28 protein-coding genes, 1 tRNA gene, 2 pseudogenes and 1 other annotated feature are annotated in these 26465 nt (G+C 37.7%); of the genes and pseudogenes, 16 read left to right on the forward strand and 15 right to left on the reverse strand.

Annotated elements, in window-relative coordinates:
- Positions 1 to 53 precede the first annotated feature (53 nt).
- From EGS47_RS13710 to EGS47_RS13725, 4 genes are read right to left on the reverse strand one after another with little or no spacing between them, the layout of a single operon-like run.
- On the reverse strand, positions 54 to 704 hold the full coding sequence (locus EGS47_RS13710; protein ID WP_004988601.1) for a hypothetical protein: 651 nt from the start codon (positions 702 to 704) through the stop codon (positions 54 to 56).
- 22 nt (positions 705 to 726) lie between these two features.
- Positions 727 to 1542, reverse strand: a complete 816-nt coding sequence (queF, locus tag EGS47_RS13715) for an NADPH-dependent 7-cyano-7-deazaguanine reductase QueF (protein ID WP_125269733.1) — start codon at positions 1540 to 1542, stop codon at positions 727 to 729.
- Positions 1539 to 2312: an ABC transporter permease gene (locus EGS47_RS13720; protein ID WP_004988590.1), complete on the reverse strand. Its 774-nt coding sequence runs from the start codon at positions 2310 to 2312 to the stop codon at positions 1539 to 1541. Before EGS47_RS13720 ends, queF begins: the two co-directional genes overlap by 4 nt.
- Positions 2309 to 3247, reverse strand: coding sequence for an ABC transporter ATP-binding protein (locus EGS47_RS13725; protein ID WP_004988582.1), 939 nt, complete (start codon positions 3245 to 3247; stop codon positions 2309 to 2311). Before EGS47_RS13725 ends, EGS47_RS13720 begins: the two co-directional genes overlap by 4 nt.
- Before the next feature lie 240 nt (positions 3248 to 3487).
- Between EGS47_RS13725 and EGS47_RS13730 the strand changes: the two genes are divergently transcribed.
- Both EGS47_RS13730 and EGS47_RS13735 read left to right on the forward strand, forming a co-directional pair.
- A tRNA-Arg gene (locus EGS47_RS13730) sits at positions 3488 to 3563 on the forward strand.
- Positions 3564 to 3939: 376 nt separating this feature from the next.
- Positions 3940 to 4401: pseudogene (locus EGS47_RS13735) on the forward strand (IS982 family transposase); the annotation flags it as partial.
- A 215-nt stretch (positions 4402 to 4616) separates the two neighbouring features.
- Here EGS47_RS13735 and EGS47_RS13740 read toward each other — a convergent pair.
- Positions 4617 to 5180, reverse strand: a complete 564-nt coding sequence (locus EGS47_RS13740; protein WP_005004795.1) for a TetR/AcrR family transcriptional regulator — start codon at positions 5178 to 5180, stop codon at positions 4617 to 4619.
- A 112-nt stretch (positions 5181 to 5292) separates the two neighbouring features.
- On the opposite strand from EGS47_RS13740, the gene EGS47_RS13745 reads away from it, so the two are divergent.
- The 3 genes and pseudogenes from EGS47_RS13745 to EGS47_RS18925 all read left to right on the forward strand — a co-directional run.
- Positions 5293 to 6078, forward strand: a complete 786-nt coding sequence (locus tag EGS47_RS13745) for an SDR family NAD(P)-dependent oxidoreductase (protein ID WP_005004794.1) — start codon at positions 5293 to 5295, stop codon at positions 6076 to 6078.
- A 27-nt stretch (positions 6079 to 6105) separates the two neighbouring features.
- Positions 6106 to 6711: a nitroreductase family protein gene (locus EGS47_RS13750; protein ID WP_005004793.1), complete on the forward strand. Its 606-nt coding sequence runs from the start codon at positions 6106 to 6108 to the stop codon at positions 6709 to 6711.
- Positions 6712 to 6960: 249 nt separating this feature from the next.
- A pseudogene (locus tag EGS47_RS18925) lies at positions 6961 to 7089 on the forward strand (transposase); the annotation flags it as partial.
- Between the two features lie 96 nt (positions 7090 to 7185).
- Here EGS47_RS18925 and EGS47_RS18450 read toward each other — a convergent pair.
- Positions 7186 to 7404: a hypothetical protein gene (locus EGS47_RS18450; protein ID WP_171455403.1), complete on the reverse strand. Its 219-nt coding sequence runs from the start codon at positions 7402 to 7404 to the stop codon at positions 7186 to 7188.
- A 45-nt stretch (positions 7405 to 7449) separates the two neighbouring features.
- A protein-coding gene (locus EGS47_RS13760) for an IS3 family transposase (protein WP_223235881.1) occupies positions 7450 to 8582 on the reverse strand; the annotation gives its coding sequence in 2 pieces (ribosomal slippage) (positions 7450 to 8330 and positions 8330 to 8582; 1134 coding nt in all).
- Between the two features lie 418 nt (positions 8583 to 9000).
- Here EGS47_RS13760 and EGS47_RS13765 point away from each other — a divergent pair.
- From EGS47_RS13765 to EGS47_RS13785, 4 genes are all read left to right on the forward strand, one after another.
- Complete coding sequence (locus tag EGS47_RS13765; protein ID WP_228711812.1) at positions 9001 to 9465, forward strand: alpha/beta fold hydrolase; 465 nt, start codon at positions 9001 to 9003, stop codon at positions 9463 to 9465.
- Between the two features lie 47 nt (positions 9466 to 9512).
- Positions 9513 to 10732 (forward strand): IS3 family transposase gene (locus EGS47_RS13775; protein ID WP_125269079.1). Its coding sequence is split into 2 segments (ribosomal slippage): positions 9513 to 9789 and positions 9789 to 10732, totalling 1221 coding nucleotides; the frame shifts between segments, so codons are not numbered across the junction.
- Positions 9788 to 9904 (forward strand) — a sequence feature (AL1L pseudoknot). (Overlaps the previous gene by 117 nt.)
- A gap of 39 nt (positions 10733 to 10771) precedes the next feature.
- A complete protein-coding gene (locus EGS47_RS13780) occupies positions 10772 to 11176 on the forward strand; it encodes an alpha/beta fold hydrolase (protein ID WP_228711814.1) in 405 nt (134 codons plus the stop codon).
- A 203-nt stretch (positions 11177 to 11379) separates the two neighbouring features.
- Complete coding sequence (locus EGS47_RS13785; RefSeq protein ID WP_004988443.1) at positions 11380 to 11583, forward strand: hypothetical protein; 204 nt, start codon at positions 11380 to 11382, stop codon at positions 11581 to 11583.
- A 179-nt stretch (positions 11584 to 11762) separates the two neighbouring features.
- Here the strand turns inward: EGS47_RS13785 and EGS47_RS13790 are convergent, their stop codons facing one another.
- From EGS47_RS13790 to EGS47_RS13805, 4 genes are all read right to left on the reverse strand, one after another.
- The gene (locus EGS47_RS13790) at positions 11763 to 13154 is read right to left on the reverse strand and encodes a sensor histidine kinase (RefSeq protein ID WP_125269734.1); all 1392 of its coding nucleotides are present in this window, start codon (positions 13152 to 13154) and stop codon (positions 11763 to 11765) included.
- An 8-nt stretch (positions 13155 to 13162) separates the two neighbouring features.
- A complete protein-coding gene (locus tag EGS47_RS13795) occupies positions 13163 to 13849 on the reverse strand; it encodes a response regulator transcription factor (protein WP_004988436.1) in 687 nt (228 codons plus the stop codon).
- Between the two features lies 1 nt (position 13850).
- On the reverse strand, positions 13851 to 15509 hold the full coding sequence (locus EGS47_RS13800) for a phosphoethanolamine transferase (RefSeq protein WP_049176230.1): 1659 nt from the start codon (positions 15507 to 15509) through the stop codon (positions 13851 to 13853).
- A 100-nt stretch (positions 15510 to 15609) separates the two neighbouring features.
- Positions 15610 to 16209, reverse strand: coding sequence for a phosphatase PAP2 family protein (locus EGS47_RS13805; protein WP_228711815.1), 600 nt, complete (start codon positions 16207 to 16209; stop codon positions 15610 to 15612).
- A gap of 285 nt (positions 16210 to 16494) precedes the next feature.
- Between EGS47_RS13805 and EGS47_RS13810 the strand changes: the two genes are divergently transcribed.
- Positions 16495 to 17037, forward strand: a complete 543-nt coding sequence (locus EGS47_RS13810) for an undecaprenyl-diphosphatase (protein ID WP_125269736.1) — start codon at positions 16495 to 16497, stop codon at positions 17035 to 17037.
- Positions 17038 to 17234: 197 nt separating this feature from the next.
- On the opposite strand, the gene EGS47_RS13815 is transcribed toward EGS47_RS13810, so the two are convergent.
- Positions 17235 to 17672, reverse strand: a complete 438-nt coding sequence (locus EGS47_RS13815) for an META domain-containing protein (protein ID WP_119686638.1) — start codon at positions 17670 to 17672, stop codon at positions 17235 to 17237.
- A 332-nt stretch (positions 17673 to 18004) separates the two neighbouring features.
- Between EGS47_RS13815 and EGS47_RS13820 the strand changes: the two genes are divergently transcribed.
- Positions 18005 to 18190 (forward strand): hypothetical protein, encoded by a 186-nt coding sequence (locus tag EGS47_RS13820; protein ID WP_125269737.1) that lies wholly within the window; start codon positions 18005 to 18007, stop codon positions 18188 to 18190.
- Positions 18191 to 18416: 226 nt separating this feature from the next.
- Here EGS47_RS13820 and EGS47_RS13825 read toward each other — a convergent pair whose 3' ends face one another.
- The 3 genes from EGS47_RS13825 to EGS47_RS13835 form a co-directional block, all read right to left on the reverse strand.
- Positions 18417 to 18860: a universal stress protein gene (locus EGS47_RS13825; RefSeq protein WP_004988418.1), complete on the reverse strand. Its 444-nt coding sequence runs from the start codon at positions 18858 to 18860 to the stop codon at positions 18417 to 18419.
- 286 nt (positions 18861 to 19146) lie between these two features.
- A complete protein-coding gene (locus EGS47_RS13830) occupies positions 19147 to 19629 on the reverse strand; it encodes an FKBP-type peptidyl-prolyl cis-trans isomerase (protein WP_004988415.1) in 483 nt (160 codons plus the stop codon).
- Positions 19630 to 19862: 233 nt separating this feature from the next.
- The gene (locus EGS47_RS13835; protein ID WP_125269738.1) at positions 19863 to 21173 is read right to left on the reverse strand and encodes a D-alanyl-D-alanine carboxypeptidase PBP6B; all 1311 of its coding nucleotides are present in this window, start codon (positions 21171 to 21173) and stop codon (positions 19863 to 19865) included.
- Positions 21174 to 21343: 170 nt separating this feature from the next.
- Between EGS47_RS13835 and EGS47_RS13840 the strand changes: the two genes are divergently transcribed.
- The 5 genes from EGS47_RS13840 to EGS47_RS13860 all read left to right on the forward strand — a co-directional run bounded on the left by EGS47_RS13840 (position 21344) and on the right by EGS47_RS13860 (position 26389).
- Positions 21344 to 23044: a M61 family metallopeptidase gene (locus tag EGS47_RS13840; protein WP_125269739.1), complete on the forward strand. Its 1701-nt coding sequence runs from the start codon at positions 21344 to 21346 to the stop codon at positions 23042 to 23044.
- A 75-nt stretch (positions 23045 to 23119) separates the two neighbouring features.
- The gene (gene thiE / locus EGS47_RS13845) at positions 23120 to 23737 is read left to right on the forward strand and encodes a thiamine phosphate synthase (RefSeq protein ID WP_004988407.1); all 618 of its coding nucleotides are present in this window, start codon (positions 23120 to 23122) and stop codon (positions 23735 to 23737) included.
- Positions 23738 to 23833: 96 nt separating this feature from the next.
- Positions 23834 to 25132 carry a glutamate-1-semialdehyde 2,1-aminomutase gene (gene hemL / locus EGS47_RS13850; RefSeq protein ID WP_004988404.1) on the forward strand — a complete coding sequence of 433 codons (1299 nt, stop codon included), beginning with the start codon at positions 23834 to 23836 and terminating at the stop codon, positions 25130 to 25132.
- 45 nt (positions 25133 to 25177) lie between these two features.
- Positions 25178 to 25594 (forward strand): GlcG/HbpS family heme-binding protein, encoded by a 417-nt coding sequence (locus tag EGS47_RS13855; protein WP_004988402.1) that lies wholly within the window; start codon positions 25178 to 25180, stop codon positions 25592 to 25594.
- Positions 25595 to 25747: 153 nt separating this feature from the next.
- On the forward strand, positions 25748 to 26389 hold the full coding sequence (locus EGS47_RS13860) for an RluA family pseudouridine synthase (protein ID WP_004988398.1): 642 nt from the start codon (positions 25748 to 25750) through the stop codon (positions 26387 to 26389).
- Positions 26390 to 26465 lie beyond the last annotated feature (76 nt).

The raw sequence follows: 26465 nt of genomic DNA on the forward strand, positions 1-26465 counted from the left end.
AAAAAACCCGACTTTTGCCGAGTTTTCGATGAAGATTCTATTATAACGATCAATCAATTGAAAAATAATGTGTCGTGATATTCTGCCAAGGCATTAATTTCCTCTTTGTGCAAATGAGGAATGAGCTTATCGATGGCAATATGTACGGCCTTTGTCACCGCTGCTGCGCCAATATCGGCACCTTTACGTTTGATCATGCCTAAATCTAGGGTTTTATTGAAATCAATCATGAAATGACGAATTGTAGCATCAGCAAATTGTTTGTATTGCTCAGACAATACGCGACGATCGACCTCGTTTCCTGCTTTGATTTCAGCAAAGCTATTTTTAAGATTGGTCACCAGTGTCGGATCAAGATCTTCACCGACACGATAACGACCTTCTGGGTCTTTATGTAAACTATGTTCAGAAAATTCGATGGACTGTTTAACCACATCGTTCGGTGCTTTACTTAATAGTTGTTTAAGTAGAACAGCAACTGTTGATTTGACATAGCCTGCCAGTTTTTCGGCTGTTTCACGCTTATCACTTTCAGGAAAACGACGGACGAGCTCAAGCAAAATTGCATCCAGAATTTCATCATTAATCTGTAAAGCAACTTCATCACGTAATGGATAAAGCGGTTCACTTGAATTTTTTTTCTGAATACCTGTTTGAATATTGTTGAGCAATGATTCAGACGGGATAAAACCAAAAAATGGCATATAAGTTCCTCAATTATTCGTTTTATTGTCGAGCCAATCGGATAGGGTTTGGCATCCATGACAAATCCGATACACGACATGGATTGATATCCAGTCCTCCACGACGTGTATATGTTGCATATACCATCAGCTTTTCGGGTTGCAGGTGAGTCCAGATATCGGCAAACATCTGTTCTACACATTGCTCGTGAAAGCCATTGTGCTGACGGTAGGAGATAATATACGCCAAAACACTACGATAACAAGGCTTAAGCCCTTGAAAACGTATAAATACCGTGCCCCAGTCGGGTTGTCCTGTCACAGGACAATTACTACGCAATAAATGTGAAAATAGTGTGACATCCACATGATCTTGCTGTTCTGCATCTAGTTTTAAAAGTCCAGCATTTGGATGATTTTCCAGATGCTCAGGAATTAACTCGTCGATACAGATGCCTTGAGGTTTGGTAATTTCTAGCGCATCTACATCAAACAATTCAAGCGTCACTTTTGCATTGGCAGCTTGGCTTAAATCTTGTTCTACAAGGTCAATTAAATCCTGTTTTGAATCGAGCCGATGAAAATTTAAACTATTAAAATAAAGTTTAAGCGATTTAGACTCGATCAAATTGGTTGAAGTCGCGGGTAGCGTAATACGACCAATCGCAACTTGTGGAATACCTAAGGCATTCAACCATGACAATTCAAAAACATGCCACCAGTCTAAACCCTGAGTAATGCCTTTCAAGTCAGCATAATTTTCACGCGAAAGGGCACGGGCAATTGGAAATAAAACACTGGGCTGATATTCAGTAGGATATTCAGTTTCTTTACCCAATAAAGATTGTTCAACACTCATTCACGCATTCCTGAACCACGAGCTAATAAATAGTAAGCGACCGCATATAAAACGGCACAGCAAATTGTTACGATGACAAGGGAAAGCATCACATTGACATCACTTTGCCCTAAAATTCCATAACGAAAGGCATTGACCATATAAACGATTGGATTAATTAATGATAAATGTTGCCAAAATGGAGCCAAAGCACTAATCGCATAAAATACACCGCCCAAATAAGTCAGCGGAGTAAGTACGAAAGTCGGGATAATCGAAATATCATCAAAGGATTTGGCATAAACCGCATTAATAAAGCCGCCAAGCGAAAATAAAAAAGCGGTCACTAAAACGGTATAGATCGTCACGAACCAATTGTGGATATAAAGGTCTGTGAAAAACAAACTCATAATGGTGACGATAATCCCGACAAGTACACCGCGACACACCCCACCAATCACATAGCCCCATAAAATAAGATGTAATGGCACTGGACTCATGATTAATTCTTCAATGCTTTTTTGAAATTTAGCACTAAAAAAACTGGAGGAGACGTTGGCATAACTGTTGGTAATAATTGCCATCATAATCAAGCCAGGGACGATAAATTGCATATAGCTAAAGCCAGCCATTTGTCCCACACGCGAACCGACGAGATTACCAAAAATAATGAAGTACAAACTCATGGTAATCGCAGGTGGCAATAGGGTCTGAGGCCAAATCCGCATGAAACGACGAATTTCTTTACGAACTAATGTCCAGAGTGCGGTTTGTAATTGGGTGAAATTCATGATGCTGCTCCCTGAAGATTCTTTTCGACCATTTTGACAAAGAGTTCTTCAAGGCGATTAGATTTGTTACGCATGCTTCGAACAGTGATTCCTTGAGCTTCTAAAAGCTGGAAAAGATCATTGAGCGAATGAGCTTTATCCATAGTGACTTCTAAAGTCATTGGATCAATCTGGTTAAATCGAACGCCAATAATATTAATGTTATCTAAGGGTTCAATTGGATAAGCGAGATCAAAAATAAAAGATTCTTCACTGAGTTGATTCAAGAAGTTTTTCATCGAGGTGTCTTCTTTGATTGTACCGCGATCAATAATTGCGATCCGACGGCAGAGCATCTCAGCTTCTTCAAGATAATGGGTCGTCAAAATGATGGAGGTACCATTATTATTCATTTCGACCAGAAAATCCCACATGGAACGTCGAAGTTCAATATCAACCCCCGCAGTAGGTTCATCTAGAATCAATAATTTGGGTTCATGCATCATGGCGCGGGCAATCATCAAACGGCGTTTCATACCGCCAGAAAGCATACGTGACTGGATATTACGCTTTTCCCAAAGTCCTAGTTTTTCCAGATAAAGTTCTGCACGTTGTTCTGCTAGTTTTTGCGGAATGCCATAATATCCCGCTTGAGTGACGAGAATATCAAAGGTTTTCTCAAATTGACCAAAGTTAAATTCTTGGGGAACCACGCCTAAGCATTGTTTGGCATGAGAAGGATGAGTGTCCAGATTATGTCCAAAAATCTCGACTGTGCCAGAGGTTTTTTTGGTCAATGAACTAATAATACTGATGGTGGTTGATTTGCCTGCACCGTTTGGTCCTAAGAGTGCATAAAATTCGCCTTCAGGAACAGTTAAATCAATTCCTTTAAGTGCCTGAAATCCATTGCGATATGTCTTGGACAAATCGTGTAACTTCAATGCATCAGTCATGAAAATCTCACAATACGAAATAATAGCGGTATTTTGATCGATCTGAAAACATAAGCCAAGTGTATTAATAGGATTTAATCAAACTAAATTTGCAACGATAGTCATTCACTTTATAGGGTGCAAAAGATGTATGGAGCACTTAAATTTATTTTAAAGTGATGATTAATTAAACATAAATGCAATTAGTCTTGCTTATTTACTTTACCCCATGCGTTTTTTTGCCTATGATGTGCCACGCATGCGCTCATAGCTCAACTGGATAGAGTACAGGTTTCCGAAGCCTGTGGCGTGGGTTCGAGTCCCGCTGAGCGCACCATCTCTCTATTTGACCTTTTCCGATGAAATCTTAAAAACATTAAAAATCATTAGGTTTAAACTCTCCCCATTTGTGTCCGATATCGTTTTAGGATGTCTTTATTTTTAACGGCATATTTTACGGTATGTTAATTAGAAATGAAAATATACCGTAAAATTATGGCTAAATTTGTTATAAATCTGTCTGATAAGCATATTAAAGCTGCGATCAGTCACCGTAGAAAAGAATACGACAAGACATGAGTTAACCCGAATCGCGGATAAGAAATTGACTTCAAAAATAAGAGAATTTGAGTCATCAGTTGAGTTACCACACCAAAATCACAATTCTAGTCCTAATGTTGAATAGTACTGCATTATTCTGTATTGATGTTTGATACAAGTGTTCTCATTTCAATAATTTCAAAGCATTTTTCCCATAGTTGAAACAGGATAAAAGATATTTATTTAAAAGCTTGCCCTGTTACCAACGGATGATCCATCTCATCAATATGCATCAATTGGCACTGCACGCTTTACATGTAGCTTTAACGAAAGACCAGCATAGTCACTATTTATGGATTGATTTAACCACTCTTCCTGTTTGTAAAAATTAAAGGATTCAACGTCATAAATCATTAGCCAGAATTGCGTCTCGCGGTAAAAGCTCAATGGGATGGTTCTATGGCTGTAAATTACATATTGTGATGAATCAATTGGGAGAAATCGCTTGTTCTATTTTATCCAATTGGCATGTCGCTGACATTAAGATGGTTGAGAAATTGGTCAGCGTTATGGAAGCAAAGCTGTATGGGGATCGATGTTATATCAGTGAGGAACTGAAGAATAGATTAAAAGATTAAGGTATTGATTTGATTACCTATCATCGAAAAAGCATGCAGTTTTCAGTGTCAGAGCTGTGGTCAGTTGTTTTATTGATCATTAGATCAAATAAGCAAATGAATATAGAGCAGGGAGATAGATTCTCCCTGTTTTAAACTAAATGAGTATGGATTATATGTAACTCTTAAGTCGCAGAAATTAGATTTGAGAGCATGGGGGATAAATTTAAGAATTAATTCTGGGTTAATAAATTTGCTCGACATGCGTCCAGAATTTCATTAGACAAACCGGAATCATCTAGACACGCCCTTGAAAGTACAATAGCACCTACAGATTCAGCGAGAATACTGATGGCTTTTTCTCGTTGTCCTTCTACATTGTCTTTTTGATTTTTTTGCAGATTGTCAGTAATAAACCTGATTAATTGCTCTATACCATTCTCAAACTCTATTTTCACTTCATCAGGTTGTCTAGCTGCATCACAGGACAAGGCAGTTAAAGAACACCCCTGATCTCGATGATCCCTGTGAGATCTAGAAACATAAAGATGAATAAACTGATCTAAGTCAATGTTATGAATACGATGCAGTAATTGCTGTACACCATGTTTGACCGTAATACTAACCAAATCAGTTTTTGAGTCGAAATGTTTATAAAAACCACCATGAGTAAAACCCGCACCTGACATCAAATCTGCAATCCCGATGCCGTCATAACCGTGGTTCCTAAAAAGCTGAGTCGCTTTTTCAATAATTTTTTTACGATTTTCTTGCACCTGAATTTTGCTTACTTTCATGGTTAAAACCCTTATGCATAACGTGATTTCTAAATAAATTATACATTGATTACGATTGACATCAAAATTTAAATATTTTAGATTATAAATAACATCAAAAAGAGCAATTCAAATGACTACACCATCAAAAGTACTCATTACAGGAGCCTCATCAGGCATTGGAGCTGTATATGCAGATCGATTTGCACAGCGTGGATATCATCTGATTCTGGTTGCACGTGATCTTCAGCGTTTAAACAGTCTTGCCGAACAACTTATACAAACCTATCAGGTTGGGGTCGAAGTGATTCAGGCTGATTTAACACAAGATCAGGATATCAGTAGGGTTGAGCAGATACTTCAGCAAGATACTGATATTGAGATTTTGGTCAATAATGCAGGAATGAGCCTGAATGGAGCATTCAGTCAACAGGATTTAAAAAATATAGAACAACTGCTTACTCTGAACATAATGGCTGTGGTTAGGTTAAGCCATGCAATCTCTCAACAATTTATCCAGAAGAAATCAGGAGCCATTATCAATCTTGGTTCAGTGGTCGGTCTTGCTCCTGAATTTGGTTTAACCTTATATGGTGCCAGTAAAGCGTTCATTCAATATTTTAGTCAAGCACTCAGTCTCGAACTTCAAGATAAAGGGGTATATATTCAGGCAGTACTTCCATCTGCCACCAAAACAGAAATCTGGGAACGTTCAGGCTCGGATGTTAAAACTTTACCTCCAATGATGGAAGTAAGTGATTTGGTCGATGCCGCACTTGTAGGTTTTGACCAGAAAGAAAATATCACCATACCAGTGCTTCAGGATGAAAACCAATGGAAGGATTACCAGCAATTACGTATGAAATTATTACCTGAGTTTTCAACAGCTAAAGTTGCTACTCGTTACAAAGTCTTGTGATCTAAAACTAATCAAAAAGGAAATAAAATGAATGTTCTTGATGCCATCCAGCAGCGCCGGGCAGTTAAACATTTCGACCCAGAGTTTCAGTTATCTCAAAAAGATAAAAAACAACTTATAGAAAATGTCATGCAAAATGCACCGAGTGCATTTAATTTACAGCATTGGCGACCAGTTTTAATTGAAGATCCAGAATTAAGACAACAGATTCGTAAGATTGCTTGGGATCAACCACAAGTCACGGATGCTTCATTACTGATCGTATTGTGTGCCAAACAAGATACATGGGAAAAAGATGCGAGTCTAGTTTGGACTGGTGTTCCAGATCATATTCAGAAAATGATGGTTGGTGCAATTGATCAATATTATCGTGGGCGTCCGCAAACACAACGTGATGAAGTCATGCGAAGCGCAGGAATATTTGCTCAGACCTTAATGCTGCTCGCTAAAGATCAAGGTTTAGATAGCTGTCCTATGGATGGTTTTGATTTTGAAGAAATGGCAAAACTCATTCAACTCCCAGAAGATCATGTGATTTGCCTGATGATTGCTGTAGGTAAGGGGGCCAGCCAGCCACACCCTCGAATTGGTAAAATTTCGTATGATGAGTTAGTGAAATATAATCATTTTTAATCAAAATTTGAATATTTCATAATTTATAGTAATTCTTAAATTATAAAATGACTCTCAACTGAGGGTCATTTTATAATGATGATGAGGTGATAAGACCTTGATTTTTTAGTTTAAAATATTAATATGCACAAATTTTAAAATCATTACCTAACAAGCAAGCCTTTTGTGAATAGTTACCGATTTTTTAGACATCTTTAAGTTAGATAATATTGCTAATTAAAGAGGTGTTTTATGACTGGGAAATGATATATCGATAAGTTCAAGATTGAGGCTGTTAAACAAATAACTGAGAAAGGTTACAGCATTGCCGAGGTTGCTGATCGCCTTGGGACAACAACTCATATTCTTTATGCTTGGGTTAATAAATATGATGCTAAATCCAGTCAAATTGTATTAGCCCAGATTGAGCGAGTTGAAGAAATTGAAATCCTCAAAAGAACAAAGTATTAGGCTTAATTAAGTGTACTTAGCAATTCAGGAAAGCCGTTTAGGTTGTGGTTCTACGGATTGATCTGTACCCATAACAATATAGATAACTTTAATCCCGTCTTGGGTAAATTCATATTTCGACAATTTAAAATGTAGGTTTTCATTAAAGAATTCCCACATGGCCATAATTGAAGGGAGTTGTGTACTAAGTTCTGTTTTCATGATGATTTCATTGTTGTAATGATGAAAGAGGTGGTCCCACATGTTTGAACAACTAAAAGCTTATTTATAAGTGATACTCTGCTCTAGTTAAGCTACCTTATTTTGTTGTGGTAGCTGGTCATAGTAAAACTCATCTGGAGTCATTTTGTCCAGACTCGAATGAGGTCGTTTCAAATTATAAAATTCAAAATATGCGTTTAATTGCTTCTTCGCATCCAAAACATTGCTGTAGGCTTTGAGATACACCTCTTCATATTTAACGCTCCGCCATAATCGTTCAACCATCACATTATCAACCCATCGACCTTTACCATCCATACTGATTTGAATGCCATTTGATTTCAATACATCAATAAATGCATCACTGGTAAACTGACTGCCTTGGTCTGTATTAAATATTTCAGGTCGACCATATTTTTCAATAGCTTCATTTAATGTTTCTATGCAAAATGTAACCTCCATACTAATCGATACTCTATGCGCAAGTACCTTGCGGCTATGCCAATCAATCACAGCACATAAATAAACAAAGCCTTTTGCCATAGGGATATACGTTATATCCGTAGACCACACTTGATTACTGCGCTGAATAGCCAATCCTTTGAGCAGATATGGATATTTGCGGTGAGCTTGATTAGCCTGGCTTAAATTTGGTTTGCAATATAACGCATTAATGCCCATTTTCTTCATTAAAGTACGTGTATGACGTCGTCCTATATGATGTCCTTGACGATTCAACAAATCACGCATCATCCGGCTACCTGCAAAAGGGTATTGCATATGTAACTCATCCATACACCGCATTAGCTTCAGATCTGATGCACTCACAGGTTTTGGGCGATAGTAATAACAACCACGGGAGACTTTCAGCAGCTGAGCTTGCTTAGATACTGAAATCTGAAGTGAGTCATCGATTAACTTTTGTGGTTGAAGCGGCCCAGTTTCTTCAACACACCTTCTAAAAAATCAATTTCTAATGCCTGCTCACCGATTTTTGCATGTAGTTTTTTTAGATCGATGGGTGGTTCTGTTGGAGCTTTTGATTGATCGAAAGCTTGCGAGGAAGCTGAAATCAGTTGATTTTTCCAGTCGATAATTTGGTTTTGATGAACATCAAATTCAGCACTCAATTCAGCAAGTGTTTTTTCTGCTTTAATCGCAGCAAGTGCTACCTTAGCTTTAAAATCATTTGAATGATTTCTTCTTGGTCTACGTGCCATAAAATACTCCATATATTGATGTTTATAACATCATTTGGGGAGCAAAATATCACTTATAAGTGTTGTTCAAATTTCCTGATCCACCTCTGAATGAGGGCAAATATAACAATGATTAAAAAAATGAAATATTGGTGAACTGTTGTTGAACTAATACAGTTCGCAACGAAATGTAGAGGTTGCATGAATTATGTGGGTGAATCATGAGCATAGCATTTGATTGTTTCTTCTATATATTTACTGCATCAGGCTAATTTATTGATGATCTCTGGTTTTTCATGAGAGTAAGTGTTTATGGCATAAAAACGTAAAGTCTACACAGTTTCACGTACTGTATAAAATATCAACATTTTAGCTTTATCAATTTAAACTGATCACACGTAGATTCAAAAGGGTATGCCATCTTAAAGGAATAATACCCATGTCAGTCACTGAAAATGAATATGAAACACTCGATGTAAAAGCACAACTTTATATAAAAGACTGGGGACAGGGCGCCCCTGTTATTTTAATTCATGGCTGGCCTTTATCCTCTGATAGCTGGGACTGGATTGCGATGAAAATTGTCGACGCTGGCTATCGTGTCATTCATTATGATCGACGTGGTTTTGGGCGCTCTGAACAAACATGGTCTGGGTATCAATACGACACATTGGCAGACGATTTGCGCGCTATCATTGAAGATAAACAATTAACAGATGTTACGTTGGTTGGTTTTTCAATGGGAGGTGGAGAAATCGCGCGTTACTTAAGTCGCTATCAGGCACAAGATATTAAAAAAGTGGCTCTGATTTCATCCGTTGTACCCTTTCTATTAAAGACTGAAGATCATCCCGATGGTGTCGATGGGTCAGTTTTTCAGGAAATGATCGAAGGGTTATTGTGAACCGTACCGGGTTTGTCGGAGGGTCAATATTCTGAGAGACTATTCCGATGAAAAAACCAAACTATACCCCCGAAATTAGAGAAAGAGCGGTTCAATTACTAATTGAATCTGAAAAAGATTATCCTTCTACTTGGGCAGCAATCACAGCTATTGCACCTAAGATTGGTTGTACTCCTGAAACATTGCGTGTTTGGTATTTAAAGCATATGGATCAACTAAATCCTGCCAAAGTACAACAGATATCTGACCAAGAAAAAATGAAGCAAATGGAACGTGAAATTAAAGAATTAAAACGTGCCAATGAAATTCTACGTAAAGCAGCCGCTTTTTTCGCCCAGGCGGAGCTCGACCGCCCACACAAATAATGGTGGATTTTATCCATAACAATAAAGATCGATATGGTGTTGAAGCGATTTGTAGAATTTTACCGATTGCAGCTTCGACCTATTATCGGGCTTTAGATCTCGTTGATAACCCAGAACATCGAGCGAAACGTGCTCAGCATGATTTACATCATGCAGAACAAATCAAACGTATTTGGAAAGAAAGTTCAGGTCGATATGGTGTACGTAAAGTCTGGCAAAAATTGAAACGTGAAGGCTATGTTATTGCACGTTGTACAGTTGCTCGATTGATGCAGAAGCTAGATATACAAGGTGTTTGGCGTGGTAAGAACAAACAAACTACCCGCAGCCGAGATGATCAAAAACGAGCAGATGATTTAGTGAAACGGAATTTTAGTGCTGATCGACCTGACCAATTATGGGTCAGTGACTTTACGTATATTCAAACCAATTCTGGCTGGGTCTACACTGCATTTATTATTGATGTGTTCTCGCGAGCAATTGTTGGATGGAAAGTATCTACACGGATGAATACAGATATGGTGCTCGATGCATTGGAGCAAGCATTGCACGATCGAGGCATGCCAAAGAATGTAATTCATCATTCCGATAGAGGTGTTCAATATCTTTCTATTCGCTATACCAATCGTTTAGAAGCAGCAAATTTACGAGCATCAGTCGGTACGACAGGTGATTCATACGATAATGCTTTGGCTGAAACGGTGAATGGCTTATACAAAACAGAGGTGATTGAATATTTAAAAGCAGATTGGCAAGGTTTAGCGGATGTACAACTTGCGACATTAAATTGGGTAGATTGGTTCAACAAAAAGCGTGTACACAGTGCACTGGGTTATGTATCGCCTTTTGAGTTTGAAGCAATGTACTATGATAAGATTAATCCGTTAGGTCAGGTGGCCTAACTTAAATAAAAAAGTCTCCGACAAACCCGGTACGGTTCATTGGCTGAACGTCCAAAGTTTTATAGCGATTTCTTTAAAGACTTTTATGGTGTTGGCTTACTCAAACATGCTGTTAGTGATGAGTTCCTTAAATGGAATACACAAGTTGCCATGCAGGCAAGCCTTAAAGCCACAGTAGATTGTGTTCGAGCCTTTGCCTATACTGATTTTAGACCAGATCTTGCTGCGTTCACCGTACCTTTATTGGTGATTCATGGAACTGCAGATAAAACAGTACCGATTGAAGTCAGTGCGCATGCGGTGAAAAAAGCGATACCAAATGCGACCCTGATTGAATATGAGGGAGAACCGCATGGCGTCTTAGCCACCCAACAGGAGCGGGTTGCACAGGATTTACTTCACTTTCTGGCAGATGACCAAACGCATTTAACGAATCCATTTTGATTTAAAGTTTAAGGAAAATGAGCCACGATATTATTTACAGTGATGCTTCATTTTCTGCATGAAAACTTATTTTGAAATGACTGACTATAAAATTAATGTATTAGACTTCTTTGATCAGTGTTAAAGCCTTTTTATCTTTCCCTCATAAGGAGAAATAAAAGGGATGTATGCAAGAAGTCTATTTCTATTAAGGATAAAGACTCATGATAGACGAAGAACAACCTTTAAATTTCGATGATGATAATGAACCTTTGGATTTTGAAGATGAAGAATTCATCGATGATAAAAAAGAAGATGAATTGTACAATGCAATTACCAAAGATGGTTCAAGTGTTGATCCAGCGGAGGATGGTGAACGTCATATTCGTCCAGAAGATGGTGATCCTATCGAAGTTGAAGAAGAGTAATGCCATAAAGAGCCCAATGAGTTGTTGGGCTCATTTAGCATCTAATTTGTATTATTCAAATACGGCATGACTTTTCTTGAAAGCTGATCTAACTCCATAAACTCATGGAGTTAGATCACCTCATGAATCAGGCGGGATAATTTTTGAATGTTTGCGCAACTCAGTTGTTGTTTATAAAACTATGTGTTGGCATCTCTATTTTGTTTAAAAGTCAGGACGACTTTCAAACCTGTTAATCGCTCTGAACTACTAAGTTGCATCGTAGCATCAATGGCTTGTAGGGCTGATTGCACAATGGAGAGGCCAAGTCCACTTCCTATAGCTTGATGCTGCGTTTCAACCAGTCGAACAAAGCGCTGCATAACATATTCATATTGCTCTGGTGCAATTCCACTACCACTATCATGAATTTCCACCTGACAATGCTCGTTTTCTGCACAGTATATTTTAATCAGAACCAGACTTTGTGCGGGGCTATATTTGATCGCATTATCAATCAAGTTAATCAAAATACTATCTACGGTATTGCGAGTTGCCCATATATTTAATTCTTCCGGCGGACTGTGAATGTCGACTTGTACATCCATATTTTTATGATGTGCCTTGGCAAGCAATTGACCGACATTACGACGCGTTGCGTCTACAAGATTCAATTTTTCGAGAGGTTCATGTTGTTGAACCTCTTGATGTGCCAAAGCCATTAACTGTTCAACTAAATGAGTCATTCGATCTAGGCTGTGTCTTAAGTCTTGCAAATTTTCATGATAGGTTGAGCTATTGCGTTGAGTTTTCATCAACAGTGAGCTTTGCAGATTCAAGGCAGTAAGCGGGGTTCTTAATTCATGTGCAGCGTTCGCAACAAAAAGTTGTTGTTGTTTTTGTGCGTTTTCAATCCTTTTAAATAAATAATTTAACTCATTGATCGCAGGGGTAAGTTCAACGGGTAAATCCTTAACATGAATCTCGGATAAATCATGATAATCCCGTTGTGCAAAAGTCACACTGAGCTCATCGATCGATCTTAAGTGATGGCGTATGAGTCGATAAACTGCATAAATCGCAAATGGCATGAAAAAAAGATAAGGAATAAGCATATTAAATGCCAGTTCCTCGGCCAGATGACGGCGGACTTTGATGAGCTGGCTAATTTGGATTTGCTTATCTGCAAGTGGTAATACATAAATCTTTAATTCACCCCGAGAGGTTTTATGTTTGGAGAAATGTGCTGAATTTGAATACGGCAAAATATAGTTATGATGCTGACTGATGTACTCAAGTTCATTTTTAGGAATAATGTCGATAAAGACATCGGTTTCATCATATTGTTTGTGAGGATCAAAGCTAGAAAGACGATTTGAAAGATTATTTTTATCCAGAAATTCTGCCATTACCTGCATTTGGCGATCAATGACTTCCTGTGATTCTTCAAGAGCGATCCGATAGGCAGCTATACCAATGATAATCAGCAAAATAATACTAAAAATCGAGATGCTCCATGACATTCTCGAACTAAGTGGCAGGTCACGATAAATTTGCTTGAGTCTGTTGTAATTATTGTAAAAAGGGGGCATCTCAGCAGCTACCCTGAAACTTTTGGTGTATCTATACAATAACCCAGACCACGAACGGTACGAATAAAATCTTTGCCTAATTTATATCTAAGATTATGAATGTGTACTTCAATGGTATTACTGCTGATGTCAGTATCCCAGTTATAAAGTTTTTGTTCGAGCATTTGTCGGGAAAAAATCTGATTGGGATACATCATCATGGGTTCTAAAATTGCCCATTCTTTGGCTGAAAGTTCGATTTTCTTTTTTCCTTTTATGACCCGATGCGTATTTGGAAAAAGTTGAACATTGCCCACTTTAAAATGAATTTCTTCGAGTGAATTGTAGTTTCCACGCCTTAAAACAGATTCAATTCTGGCAATTAACTCATCAAAATCATAGGGTTTAACAATATAATCATCAGCCCCCAATCGGAGCCCCTGAATCTTGTCACGACTTTGGTCACGCGCACTGATAATAATCACCCCCATCTTATTCATATCGACTTGTTTGCGAATATGTTTAAGGACTTCCAACCCTTCTAGTTCTGGCAATCCAAGATCTAACAGTACAATGTGATAAGTTTGACCGAACAAATAATCGAGGGCTTCTAAACCTGTTTTCGCCCAATCGATTTCAAATTTTTCGTGTTGAAACAACTGGTAGGTTGATTTGCCTACCATTAAGTCATCTTCGATATATAAAATACGAATCACTTTAAACACTACCTCCACATTGTGCGAGTAAATCGAGTTGGCGATTGAGTACTTTGGTTTGAATATTTAAAAAGCTCAATAAAGTTGGAAATAAATTATCCTGACTCACTGCATGATCCTTTTGTTTACTTAAACAATTCTGAATTTTTTGATGTTCTGGCCATTGTTGTGAAGTCCAAAATAGCATGGGAATATGAGTTTGTTCTTTAGGTGCCATAAAATAAGGCGTTCCATGCAAATATAAACCGCTTTCTCCAGTCGATTCACCATGATCAGATAAATAAATTAATCCAGTAGGCACACCTGTTTGTTGTAATACACGAATCGTACTGGCCACAATATGATCAGTATATAAGATCGTATTATCATAAGTATTAATCAATGACTGATGATCACAATTTTGAATATTATTGGTTTCACAAACAGGTAAAAATTTCCTAAATTCATCAGGATAACGCTTGTAATAGGCTGGCCCATGACTCCCCATTTGATGTAATACAATGAGCTGATTTTGCTTCAAATGCTGAGTATCAAGTTGTTTTAAATAATCAGAAAGTGCTGCCAATAATGCACCATCATGACATTCGCCATTTCCACACCATTTTTTATAAGCAGACTCATCTTTGGGCACGATATAATTTTTTATGCGATCACAAGTGCCTTTGCATCCAGAATTATTATCAATCCATGTGACTTGATAACCTGCTCTTTGAGCGATATCCAGTAAACCTTCACGGTGTGAGGCTAAAGCAGCGTCATAGTTCTTGCGAGGCATTCCAGAAAACATGCAGGGTACAGACACCGAGGTTTGTGTTCCACATGAGGATGCCTGATTAAAATTGACAATATCCAACTGACTGAGTTCAGGATTCGTCACTTTGGCATAGCCATTTAAACTAAAATTTTGCGCGCGCGCAGTTTCACCGACCACCAAAACCATGATTTTAGCCGGTTGTTGGATCGCATGATTGACTTGATGTGCATCTTCACCATAAGGTATTAAGGGTAGATTTTGTTCTTTTGTACTTTTATGTGCATAACTCCAACTACTCGATAAAATATTTAAAGGAGAAATTTGGGCTTTTAATTCACGATTTTCCCGAAAAATAGGCGCGTATTGACTATAGAATGAAAACAAACCAAGACCCATAATAAACAAAGCAATGATCAAGCTGATTGATTTATCAAGAACAAGGCTTCTAATACTCTGAATGGGTTTGATTTTTATATAAAATACAACGATTAATGGTAAAACAACGGTCTGAATGATCCACAATAAAAAGGGAACAGATAATAAATCAAATGCTTCATCGACATCTGTTTGCATGACATTCTGAATTTGATCAGGATTAATATTTACACCTAGTTGATTGACAAAATAAGATGAAAGTCCTGTCAATACAATTAAGACCACGGCAAGTGCTTTGGCTGAATGCTGCCAACTAAAAATCTGTAAGACAAAGAAATAAAATCCGCTTAAGATTAAAAAAGTCACAAAAATAAAAGAGTATTGAATAAATCCTGAAAAAGAACTGAAAGAGCAAAGATGTTCATAGAAACCAATATTGGTGAAACTGGCCAGCCAACTGGCGACCAGAATATTAAACATTCTTAGAGAGACGGAGATTCGTTTAAGCTTAAATAGAGTAGCCATACGCATAATTTCAGCTAATTGATGCAGATGCTCTATTTAAAACTGATAAGATTAAGAAATAATTAGATAAAATTTAATTAAAAATCAATAACTAATATTAATTTACTTAATTCTTGTTATAAATTGAGAGGGTCTTTAACTGATAAGACCAATGCATTTGCCATACTTTATACAACATAAAATCAATGAGCCATGACCACCAGAGTGCCCATAAGTTATGACTTAAAAAGTGAGCACCACGTACCATTTGAACCGTACTCATCACTATACCCATGACTAAAGCGAATGCGAGTCCATATCGCGCAAGCTTGGGATAAAATGGACGATAAGCAAAATATAAAATGAGTAAAGAAAATCCAGCAGACGCATGACCGCCTGGGAAACACTTACCTCGCGAGCTTAATGGTCTGAGCCAGTCGACATGTTCTTGATTGACTTGTAAAAGTGCCCAAGGGCAGGCATGTATTGATTGGGATTTGAGTAAACCAATTACTGCAACAGAAATCATCATTCCCAGTACCACAACGCCACTGATCGAACGCCACGGTGAGCGTGATTTTTCAATTGATAATTTTAGCCAGACAACAGCATGTATGATTGCAATCACAATCACGAGATTTTTTAAAAATTCATGTCCAACTTTAACTAAAAACCAGTTTTCCCTTAAGTAATATCCCGAATGATCTACCCAAGGAAGACTGAGCATTTGATCTACTGACCCAGCAACAGGTATGAAAATTAGCATCAAGAGGGCAGTAGAGAACAATAAAATAAGATTTAAACAGTCAAATTTTTTTAAATGCAAAGCCACTTTTACCAGATCCAAAAGTATATCTACCTAAAGAATAAATAACCAAGATTAAGTATTTATTAGGAATGAAATTATTTTTTTTAATTTATTTTTCAATGGCTTATTGTGGTTTAAATCTAAGAAACACTTAATCTAAAATGAGTCTAATAAACGAAGTGATTTGGCTTTTATGACCGACTTATGTTTCTTTCCACTGTTAATCATCGTGTATTTTTATGGATCAATGCATCTGCTACACCAGCACCATTTTTATTAAAAGTGGCTATTTTTATCTCACATGATCTGATTGGTATTTATCTACTTTTATGTACCGTTTTATTGATTAAAGGGAATTCAAATTATAAAAAAGCCTATTTACATAGTTTGCTGCTGGTTCTGATCGGTGTGTGTATTGCCGCTATGATTGATCACTTTTATTATCATGCGCGACCATTTGCATTGGAATTAGGGCATTTGCTGATTGCTCATAAAGCAACAAATTCTTTTCCAAGTCATCATATGCTAACGATTAGCATATTGGCATTTTCTTTTTTATATCAAGGCTGCCAAAAACTAGGGGCTATTGCTATTCTGATTGCAGCTTTGGTTGGATGGTCACGTATTTATTTGGGGGTACATTTCCCTTTGGATATTGTTGGAGCAATGATTTTGGCATTTGTTCTTGTGAATTTTTATATGCGAAGCAGAAATATTTTATTTTTCAAGATGAAACAAACGGCTTAACTTCAAACTAAAGTCAGCGAAGGATTTCGCTAGATAAGATATGTTGTGATAAATAGTTTAAATCACAAGACTTTTTCATAAGCCTCTTTTATTTCTGTTTGTAGGAGAAAAATAAAGAGGATTTAAACAATGATCAAAGAAATCATATTTACGATTAAATTAAAAGCTCCCAACTTATCATTGGGAGCTTTACTTATTTATTTACTTTTTAATTCAACTAGAACTTTTCCGTCTTTATTTAAAAGTTCTAATTTTTTCTCAGAAACTTTATAGCTTGTAGTTTGCTCTAACGCATTAGAGAATTTTTCTGGAACATCTGTTGCAGATAAACAAGCCATTTGAGTTTTTGCTAACTGAGTGAAAGCAATTTGGGTACCTTTGACGGTGTATCCGCCCATTAGACGATTACAACCATCAGAACCACTCAATGCACTATTATCAAACATTAGGGCAGCAACATTAGTCGTCTGAGCTGGATTAACTTTGTATTCTACGCCATTGATTTCAGTCACTAGCCACAGTTTATTTTGTAGCATTGCTAGATTTCGGTCGGTAGATGGATTGGACATTGTGGCACAACCAGTCATGGCTAATACAGATACAATACCAGTCGTCATCATGATTTTTTTTAACATGTTTTTCTCCAATTCAATTTTATTCAGTTCGTAAAGATGAGTGATTTATTTTTGATAATGAACGTGGAACAAACCAACTTAGGCATTCTAAGATAAAAATATGCTTTTAATTCATTATTTTACTGTTTAAGTACAATTTTAGAATATTTAATAAGAATTGCTGCAAAAGCTCACAGTTTATTTCGTTTGTTTACATAAGTTGTGTCTTTAAATGAAAATATTAAAGAAAGGCAAAAGGGTATACCTCGATTTGGATTTTTATTGAGCATCATCACTTTTTTACATTGTAATTTTGTGTAAATGTTTTTCTTATTAAATTTTGGGTATCTCCTATGCGCTACTTTTATCTCGGCTTTTTAATTTGTGCTTTGCTTGGTCTGTTCTCCTGTATATTCTTGATTTTGGGAATTTTGAATATGGATAAGATTCTTCTTGGGGTGGGGTTACTGTGTATTATTGCAACATGGTTAGCCTATAAGGAATTTGATGTAGCATTCCATTTTCGTCAAAGAGACTAATAAAATAATTGAGTAAAACTTGATCGATTTAGCAATAAGTGCTATCTTAAAAATAAGGTATTCATATACTGCTTGGTCTATAAGAGTTCATTCTCGGCCAAGATAAATCAGATATGGTAACCTCGATTTGTAATTAGCTAACAACAAACAATATTTGAGGATATTCACTCAAGTTGTTTTGGTTCTAGAAAAGCCCGTAAAAACGGGCTTTTTAGTGGCTGTAAGATTATTTTTTTACAATCAAAACAGGCAATTCTGTATTTCCAAGTACATCTTGCGCAAAGCTACCCAAGAAGAATTTTTGGAATCCTTTACGACCATGTGAACCCATCACAATCAAGTCAACTTTTAAGTCTTCCGCTGCTTGTAAAATACCTTCTGATGAGACTTCACCTTTGATAATTTGAGTCTCAATTTCAATACCTAATTCAGTTCCAATAGTTTCAGCTTTTGCCAGTGTTTCTTCTGCTTGTGCGTGAGCTTCTACAAAATAATCTTTCATTACAGGGGAAACATAATAAAAATCGACACCGCTAAATGGATCAACGGCCAATAAGCTGATTGCTGTAATTTTACTGTCAAATGCTTTTGCAATAGAAGCGGCTTGTTTAAGCGCAGCGAGAGAGATGTCAGAGCCGTCAACTGGAACTAAAATGTGTTCATATTTCATGATGTATTATTCCTATGTAAATCAATCATTGTTATAAATCTAAAGTGCAATCTCTGTTGAAATAGAAACTACGTATGCACCTTTAGTCTTCATCATAAAAATAAATGAAAACAACTACAAGGCGAATTACAAATCAGAAGGCATCTTTTGTGAGTTTATGAATAAAGACAAATAAAATTGATGATTAAATTTACAATTGATGGTTTTTAATATTGATTGGACATTATGATTTAAAAAATAAAGCAAAGTCGAAACTTTGCTTTATTTGAATCGGTCAATTAACCGATTAGTGGTGATGACCACCCGCGCCATGAACATGACCATGATCAAGTTCTTCTTGGGTTGCATCACGAATTTCAACGATTTCAACTTCAAAAGTTAAATCTTGACCAGCAAGTGGGAAGTTTGCATCAACGACAACATTATCGCCTTCAACTGCTTTAACAGTAACGATTTGCACGCCATCATCAGTTTGAGCTTGGAATTGCATACCTGGTTGAATGTTTTCAACACCTTGGAACATTTGAGCTGGTACTTCTTGTACAAGATCAGGATTATATTCGCCATAACCTTCAGCAGCAGGTACATTGACTGTAAATTTTTCACCTACAGTTTTACCAGCCAAGGCATTTTCTAAACCTGGGATAATATTACCTGCGCCGTGCAAATAGGCAAGTGGTTCACCTTGTGATTGGTCAAGAGTTTCACCCTCTGCATTAGTCAGCGTGTAGTGGAATGAAACCACGTGGTTATTTGCAATAGCAGTCATGTTATTTGATCCATTCAATCAATTTAAGTACACATGATAAAGTGAAAAACTGGTTTTGTAGATGAAAAATCGTAAAAAACCACAAGTTTTCACATTTAAACACTCATTTTTTCATTAATAAGGGCAATTTTCTCAATTTCAATGCAAAATTGAATTTTTTATGCTGTAAATCTCGCCATTTAACTCTACAAAAAAGGTAGCTTAAAAGCTACCTTATTATCGACGAAATAATTTTAGTTCAGTGGGTAGAGTTTGACACTTCGATCATCATGACCAAATAGCGAAAACAAACCTTTGAACCACATAAAGAATCGTTCAAAAATATTGGCTTCCTGAATTTGAACATTGTCATTAATTTGGATGCTTTGAATCAATTGATTATTTTGGTAAACCTGAACCGTTGCAAGATGAACTGCTTTCATCAGCGGCGCAGTCAATTGTTTCTCGTTGAGCTCGACATTGACATGGGTTTTCGTGGTTTGTAAAGGTTCAATTGTGGTCATTATGCCGTTGGCGTAGGTGACATGTAAACGTTGAGTCTGCATATCAAACTGATTGAGATCAATCGGTTGTGATAAATCATATAATGATGTAGTGACTATTGTCGGTTGTCGAGTCTCAACCTTAAACATTTTCAAGGTAGATTTGACAACTGGCAGTTCAGCAATGAGCTGTTTATCTTTAATAACTTCTTCATCACGGGTATAAGCATAAGCCAGATTCATTAGTTTATGCGCAACTTCAGCTCGTTTTACTGCACTTTTAGTCCCTAAAACCACCACAATCAGACGACGCTCTGGTAAATCTGGATTTAGGGTTGGACGTTTCGCCGTTAGCGCAAGATTATAGCCCGCTGCTTTGGTAAAGCCTGTTTTTAAACCATCCACAGTTGGGTCATTTTTTAGTACCAAATTGGTTGCGCGATGAAAACGTTGGTTATAACTGAAACTGGGTAATTTTGAATAGCTTAAATAATCAGGAACTTCATTGACTAGTGCTTTGGCGAGTAAGCCCAGATCATGTGAAGTCGAATAATGATCTGGCATGGTGACGCCAGCAGGGTTGGAGAAATGTGTATTTTGCATGCCCAAAGCTTGAGCTTCCTGATTCATGCGTTTTAAAAAAGCAGGAACATTGCCTGAAATCCGTTCGGCCAAGGTTACCGCAGCATCATTGGCTGACATCACAATCAAACCTGCTAAAAGTTGATCAACAGAAATCTGTTCACCTTCTTTTAAATACATTTGGGATTCATCCCACTGAACCATTTTAACCACAGGAGTTGCAGTCAAAATTTCATCTTTATGTAGTTTGCCTGCCTTAATTTCTTTAAGGGCAATATAAGCTACCATCATCTTGGTCAAAGAGGCAGGAGCGCGCTGTGCATTGCTATTATATTCAGCAATGGTTTGCCCTGATTGTGCATCGATGATGCTCCAAGCCTGCGCTTCGACACTTTCAGGTGCAATATTCAGGAGTTGTGCATTGGCAAGCGTGGTACAAAACAAACTAAAAAGCGTAAAAAGTGAAAGAAAAAATCTCACGTGTTCACCTGCATGACCATCCTGTGGTGTGAAATGCTAAAAATAGTTGCATGCTATGCCTTTTTTTTCTTGGTGGCTAGTGACTTTTGTAGACAAATGCGACAACTACTCATGCGCTGTTAAAAAAATGTTAAGCTAGATGAAATTGATTGATTTGATATCCTGAAAATATGTTGCATTACCAAATTGAATTTGATGATTATCGCCAACACCTGATCCATGTCACCATGCGTTTTTTAGCTAATCCCAATCAGGAACTTTGGCTACCGACGTGGATTCCTGGAAGTTATTTGATTCGTGAATTTGCAAAACATATTGAATCAGTCAAAGCCTACGATGAAGCGGGTCGATTATTGTCGATTCGAAAAGATCAGAAAAATAGATGGCAATTATTCAATACAGATCATGAACTGATTACAGTTGAGTATGATGTTTATGCTTATGATTTATCGGTTCGTGGTGCTTACGTCGACCAGACCCGTTTATACGTCAATCCTGCATGTGTCTGTCTTGGATTAAAAGATCAGGAACAATCAGCTTGTGAAGTCGAATTGTTCTTGCCAGAAGAACTGAAGCACTTCCAGCTTGCAACAGGTTTAACATCAAAAAGTTTAGTGAAAGGGCGTTTTACCTTAAAAGCAGAAAGTTATGATCAACTGATTGATAGTCCCTTTGAGTTGGCAGAGCAAACCCGATTTAGTTTTGAGGCAAATGCAATTGCGCATGAATTTGTGGTGTCTGGTCAGCATCAGACCAATGTTGAACGTTTAAAGTCTGATTTAACTAAAATTTGTGAAACCGAAATTGCAATTTTTGGTTCTGCGCCATTTAAAAATTATACTTTTATGACGATGGCAACGGGCAATAGTTATGGTGGATTAGAACACTGTAATAGCACCAGTTTGATTACACCACGCAATGATTTGCCTAAAGCCAATGAACCTGAAGAACCATCTGAAGATTATCAGCGTTTCTTGGGTTTATGTAGTCATGAGTATTTTCATTCGTGGCTGGTGAAATTTATACGTCCTGAAAATTTTGCTCAATATAATTTACATCAAGAATCTTATACCTCTTTACTGTGGATTTTTGAAGGTTTTACCTCGTATTACGATGACCTGATTTTGCTACGCAGTGGCGTGATTTCACAAACCTCTTATCTGAAATTATTGAAAGCACAGATGGATCGTTATCTGCAAAATTCAGGACGATTTATTCAATCTGTGTCTGAGTCGAGTTTTGACGCATGGATCAAGTTTTATCGTCAGGATGAAAACTCAAATAATGCAGGCACCAGTTATTACAACAAAGGCGCTTTAGTGGCTTTATGTTTGGATCTTGGATTACGCACTTATGACTCTAGTCTGGATGCATTATTGCGTCGCTTATATGAAAATACGCAAAATGGCATTCAGGTCAATGAGCGAACCATTTTTGATCTTTGCAAGGAATTGACAGGACAAGATTGGACAGAACGTTTAAGCTTCTTGATCAATACTACAGAAGAACTGCCAATCAATGAATTACTGCCATCGTTTGGATTAAGCTATGAGTTTAAACACGATAAAGCATTGCCTTTTGGTCTAAAACTGCAAGATAAACCAGAAGGTGTCCTGATTCAGCAAGCGAATCGTGCGGGAGAGGGTGCAAAAGCAGGTTTGTCTGCGCAGGATGTGATTGTTGCGATTGATGGACTTAAGGCATCTGAAAAATTATTGGCGCAATATGCAAAACAACAGGGACAGTTCACCGTATTTGCATTCCGACGTGACGAGTTCATTCAGTTCACTGTAACTGGTGGAGAAATTCCATTACAAACTGTTGAATTTAAGATTGAAGATCAAGCCAAACTGGATTTATGGCTTAAATAGATCATGGGTATCTATAGGAAACGTATATCGTTTTTGATATTCCATTTAATAAAGCAATAAAGAGATATAAATGTAATGCGTGGTTTATATTTAATTACCAATGATGATCCGATCGAACTTTTATTGGAAAAATTAGAAGCAGCTTTGGCTACGGGTCAAGTGGAGATTTTACAGTATCGTCGTAAAAAAGTACCACCACTCAATCAACCCGCTGAGGTCGATGCAATTAAATGGCTCTGTGAGAAATATCAGGTACCTTTAATCATTAATGATGATTTGATTTTGGCCGCCCAGTTTAAGCTGGGTGTGCATTTAGGTCAGTCGGATGGTGAAATTACTGATGCCAAAGCCAGATTGGCACCCAATGCGATTATTGGTCGAACCTGTGCCAACTCGATTGAGCTGGCTGAACAAGCGATTATTGACGGTGCAACTTATGTGGCTTTCGGTGCAGTCTATGCAACGACGACCAAACCAGAGGCAGGTAATATTGGTTTGGAAACATTGAAACAGGCACGTTCAAAAGTCAATGTTCCGATCTGTGCCATAGGTGGTCTAACTGTTGAAAATTCCAAAGCAGTGATTGAAAGCGGTGCTGACTTGTGTGCTGTGATTAGTGATATATTAGGCCTTCCAGTTCCAGAGATTCCTGCGCGTGTTCATGCGTGGGCTGCGTTATTTGCAGAAGCCTGATCTAAAGAATCCATCGGTTTTTGATTAAAGCCTGATTCAAAGAAAAATGTTCTGCATTCTGATTTTTAACTGAATTTACAAGTATCGAGAGTATTCATGAGTTTATCTCCAAAACAAGTGCAATTATTTGAGCAAGCCAGTAAGCATATTCCTGGCGGTGTCAATTCTCCTGTTCGTGCCTTTAATGGCGTTGGTGGAACTCCGGTATTTATTAAAAAAGCCAAAGGCGCTTATCTCTGGGATGAAGATGATCAGCGTTATGTGGATTATGTCGGTTCTTGGGGCCCTATGATTTTGGGTCATGCGCATCCCGATATTATTCAGGCAGTCCAAAAAGCAGCTGAAGATGGTTTAAGCTTTGGTGCGCCAACTGTGTATGAAACCACATTAGCCGATATTATTTGCGACATCATGCCTTCTATTGAATTGGTACGTATGACCAATTCAGGGACAGAAGCGACTATGACCGCAATCCGTTTGGCACGTGGCTATACGGGACGTGACAAAATCGTGAAGTTTGAAGGCTGTTATCACGGGCATTCGGATTCATTACTGGTTAAAGCGGGTTCAGGTCTACTCACTAAAGGTGAGGGTGAGCCAACCTCTAAAGGTGTGCCTGCTGATTTTGCGAAACATACCTTAACCCTTCCGTATAACGATATTGCTGCATTAAAAGAATGTTTTGCCAAATTTGGACATGAAATTGCTGGTGTGATTGTAGAGCCAGTTGCAGGTAATATGAATCTGGTAAAACCGATCGATGGTTTTCTTCAAGCGATCCGTGATGTCTGTGATGAATACGGTGCTGTATTTATTATTGATGAAGTCATGACAGGGTTTCGCGTGGCTCTAGGCGGCGCGCAAGCGTATTATAAGGTCAAACCAGATTTGACCACTTTAGGTAAAATTATTGGTGCAGGTCTTCCTGTCGGTGCATTTGGCGGTAAACGTGAAATTATGGAGTGTATCGCACCCTTAGGTGGCGTATATCAGGCAGGAACTTTGTCAGGAAATCCGTTGGCAATGCGCGCAGGTATTGAAATGTTTAAGCATTTGCGCCAGCCAGATTTCTATACGAACCTGAATGTAAAACTTGAAAAATTGCTTGCAGGTTTACAAGCAGCGGCAGATGACGCGGGTATTCCATTTAAAACTCAACAAGCAGGGGCTATGTTTGGTTTGTACTTTACCGATCAAGACGACATTACCAGTTTCGATTCTATGCTTGCGTGTGACACTGAAGCTTTCAAAAAGTTTTTTCATGGCATGTTGGATCGTGGAGTAAATTTTGCACCTTCAGCGTTTGAAGCAGGATTCATCTCAGCTGCGCATAGTGATGAGGACATAGAATTTACGATTCAAGCTGCAAAAGACACATTTCAATCGATGAAATAATGACACTAAGGCCCGTTTGACGGGCTTTTTTAATGGAGCATAACCATGAAAACTAAACACTATTTGACGTTGGCTGATGCTGAAATTTTAATGAATCGTGCTGTTGAGTTATCGATTGAGCGCAGTTTCAATATGAGCATTTCGATTGTTGATGAAGCAGGTGCTTTGTTGATCATGAAACGCATGGATGGCGCAACGCCATTGACGGCTCATTTGAGTTTGGAAAAAGCGAAATGTTCAGCCCTAAGTCGTCGTCCATCCAAATTTTATGAAGATATTATTCGTAATGGTCAAATGGGCTTTTTAACGCTTGAAAGTGTAACGGGTATGCTTGAAGGCGGTGAGCCGATTATTTATGAAGGGCAATTGATCGGGGCGATTGGAGTTTCTGGTGCTAAATCTTTTGAAGATGCTGAAATCGCACAGACAGCAATCCACGATTTCTTTCAGCAAATTTCATAAATACTGAATATAACTGTCTTTATTATATGAAAACTCAATGCTGACACCCAGCTTAAATAAAAACTTTAGGAAAAATGCTGTTTTTGCATTGTATTTCTGCCTTAAGATTTTTATTATTGCCCGCTGATTTAAAAATCACTTCCGGAATAGATTTTGAGTAATTTTCTAAGCGATCACCTGATTCATCGTGATGACGATTTTATAGTCGTTCATAAACCAGCAGGCATACTTAGTGTTCCAGGAAAAGGCGATTTACATGATAGTGTCTTAACGCGATTAGTCGCAGAAGAGCCACGTACCTTACTGATTCATCGTCTGGATCGTGATACTTCTGGTATTTTGGTATTTGCTTTATCAAAAGCTGCGCAAACTCATATTTCAAAGCAGTTTCAGGCGCGTGAAACTGATAAAATCTATCAGGCAGTGGTCGCGGGCAATTTGACAGGTGAAGGTTCGGTTGATATTCCAGTGATCTATGATCCTGAACGTCCGCCGTTGCATATTGTGGATCCAGCACATCATAAACCTGCATTAACGCACTGGAAGGTCATTGAACATCTTGAATGGCAAGGTCAGTCTGTAACGCGAGTACAACTGACTCCAATTACAGGTCGTTCGCATCAATTACGTGTGCACATGCAATATTTAGGTCATCCGATTGTGGGTGATACTTTATATGCAGATGAAAAATATCAGCAACTTATGCCTCGCTTGTGCTTACATGCGATGAGCTTGAGTTTTCATCATCCTAAAACGGGAGAGCTATTGACATTTCATTGTCCTGTTCCGTTTTAGCGTCAAAACTTTTTTAACAATCGTGAAAAGCTCATTTTTTTTAATGAGCTTTGTGTCAAAATATGTGCTTAAAGAC

Source organism: Acinetobacter sp. FDAARGOS_515 (assembly GCF_003938865.1).
GTDB classification, from domain to species: Bacteria; Pseudomonadota; Gammaproteobacteria; order Pseudomonadales; family Moraxellaceae; genus Acinetobacter; species Acinetobacter ursingii.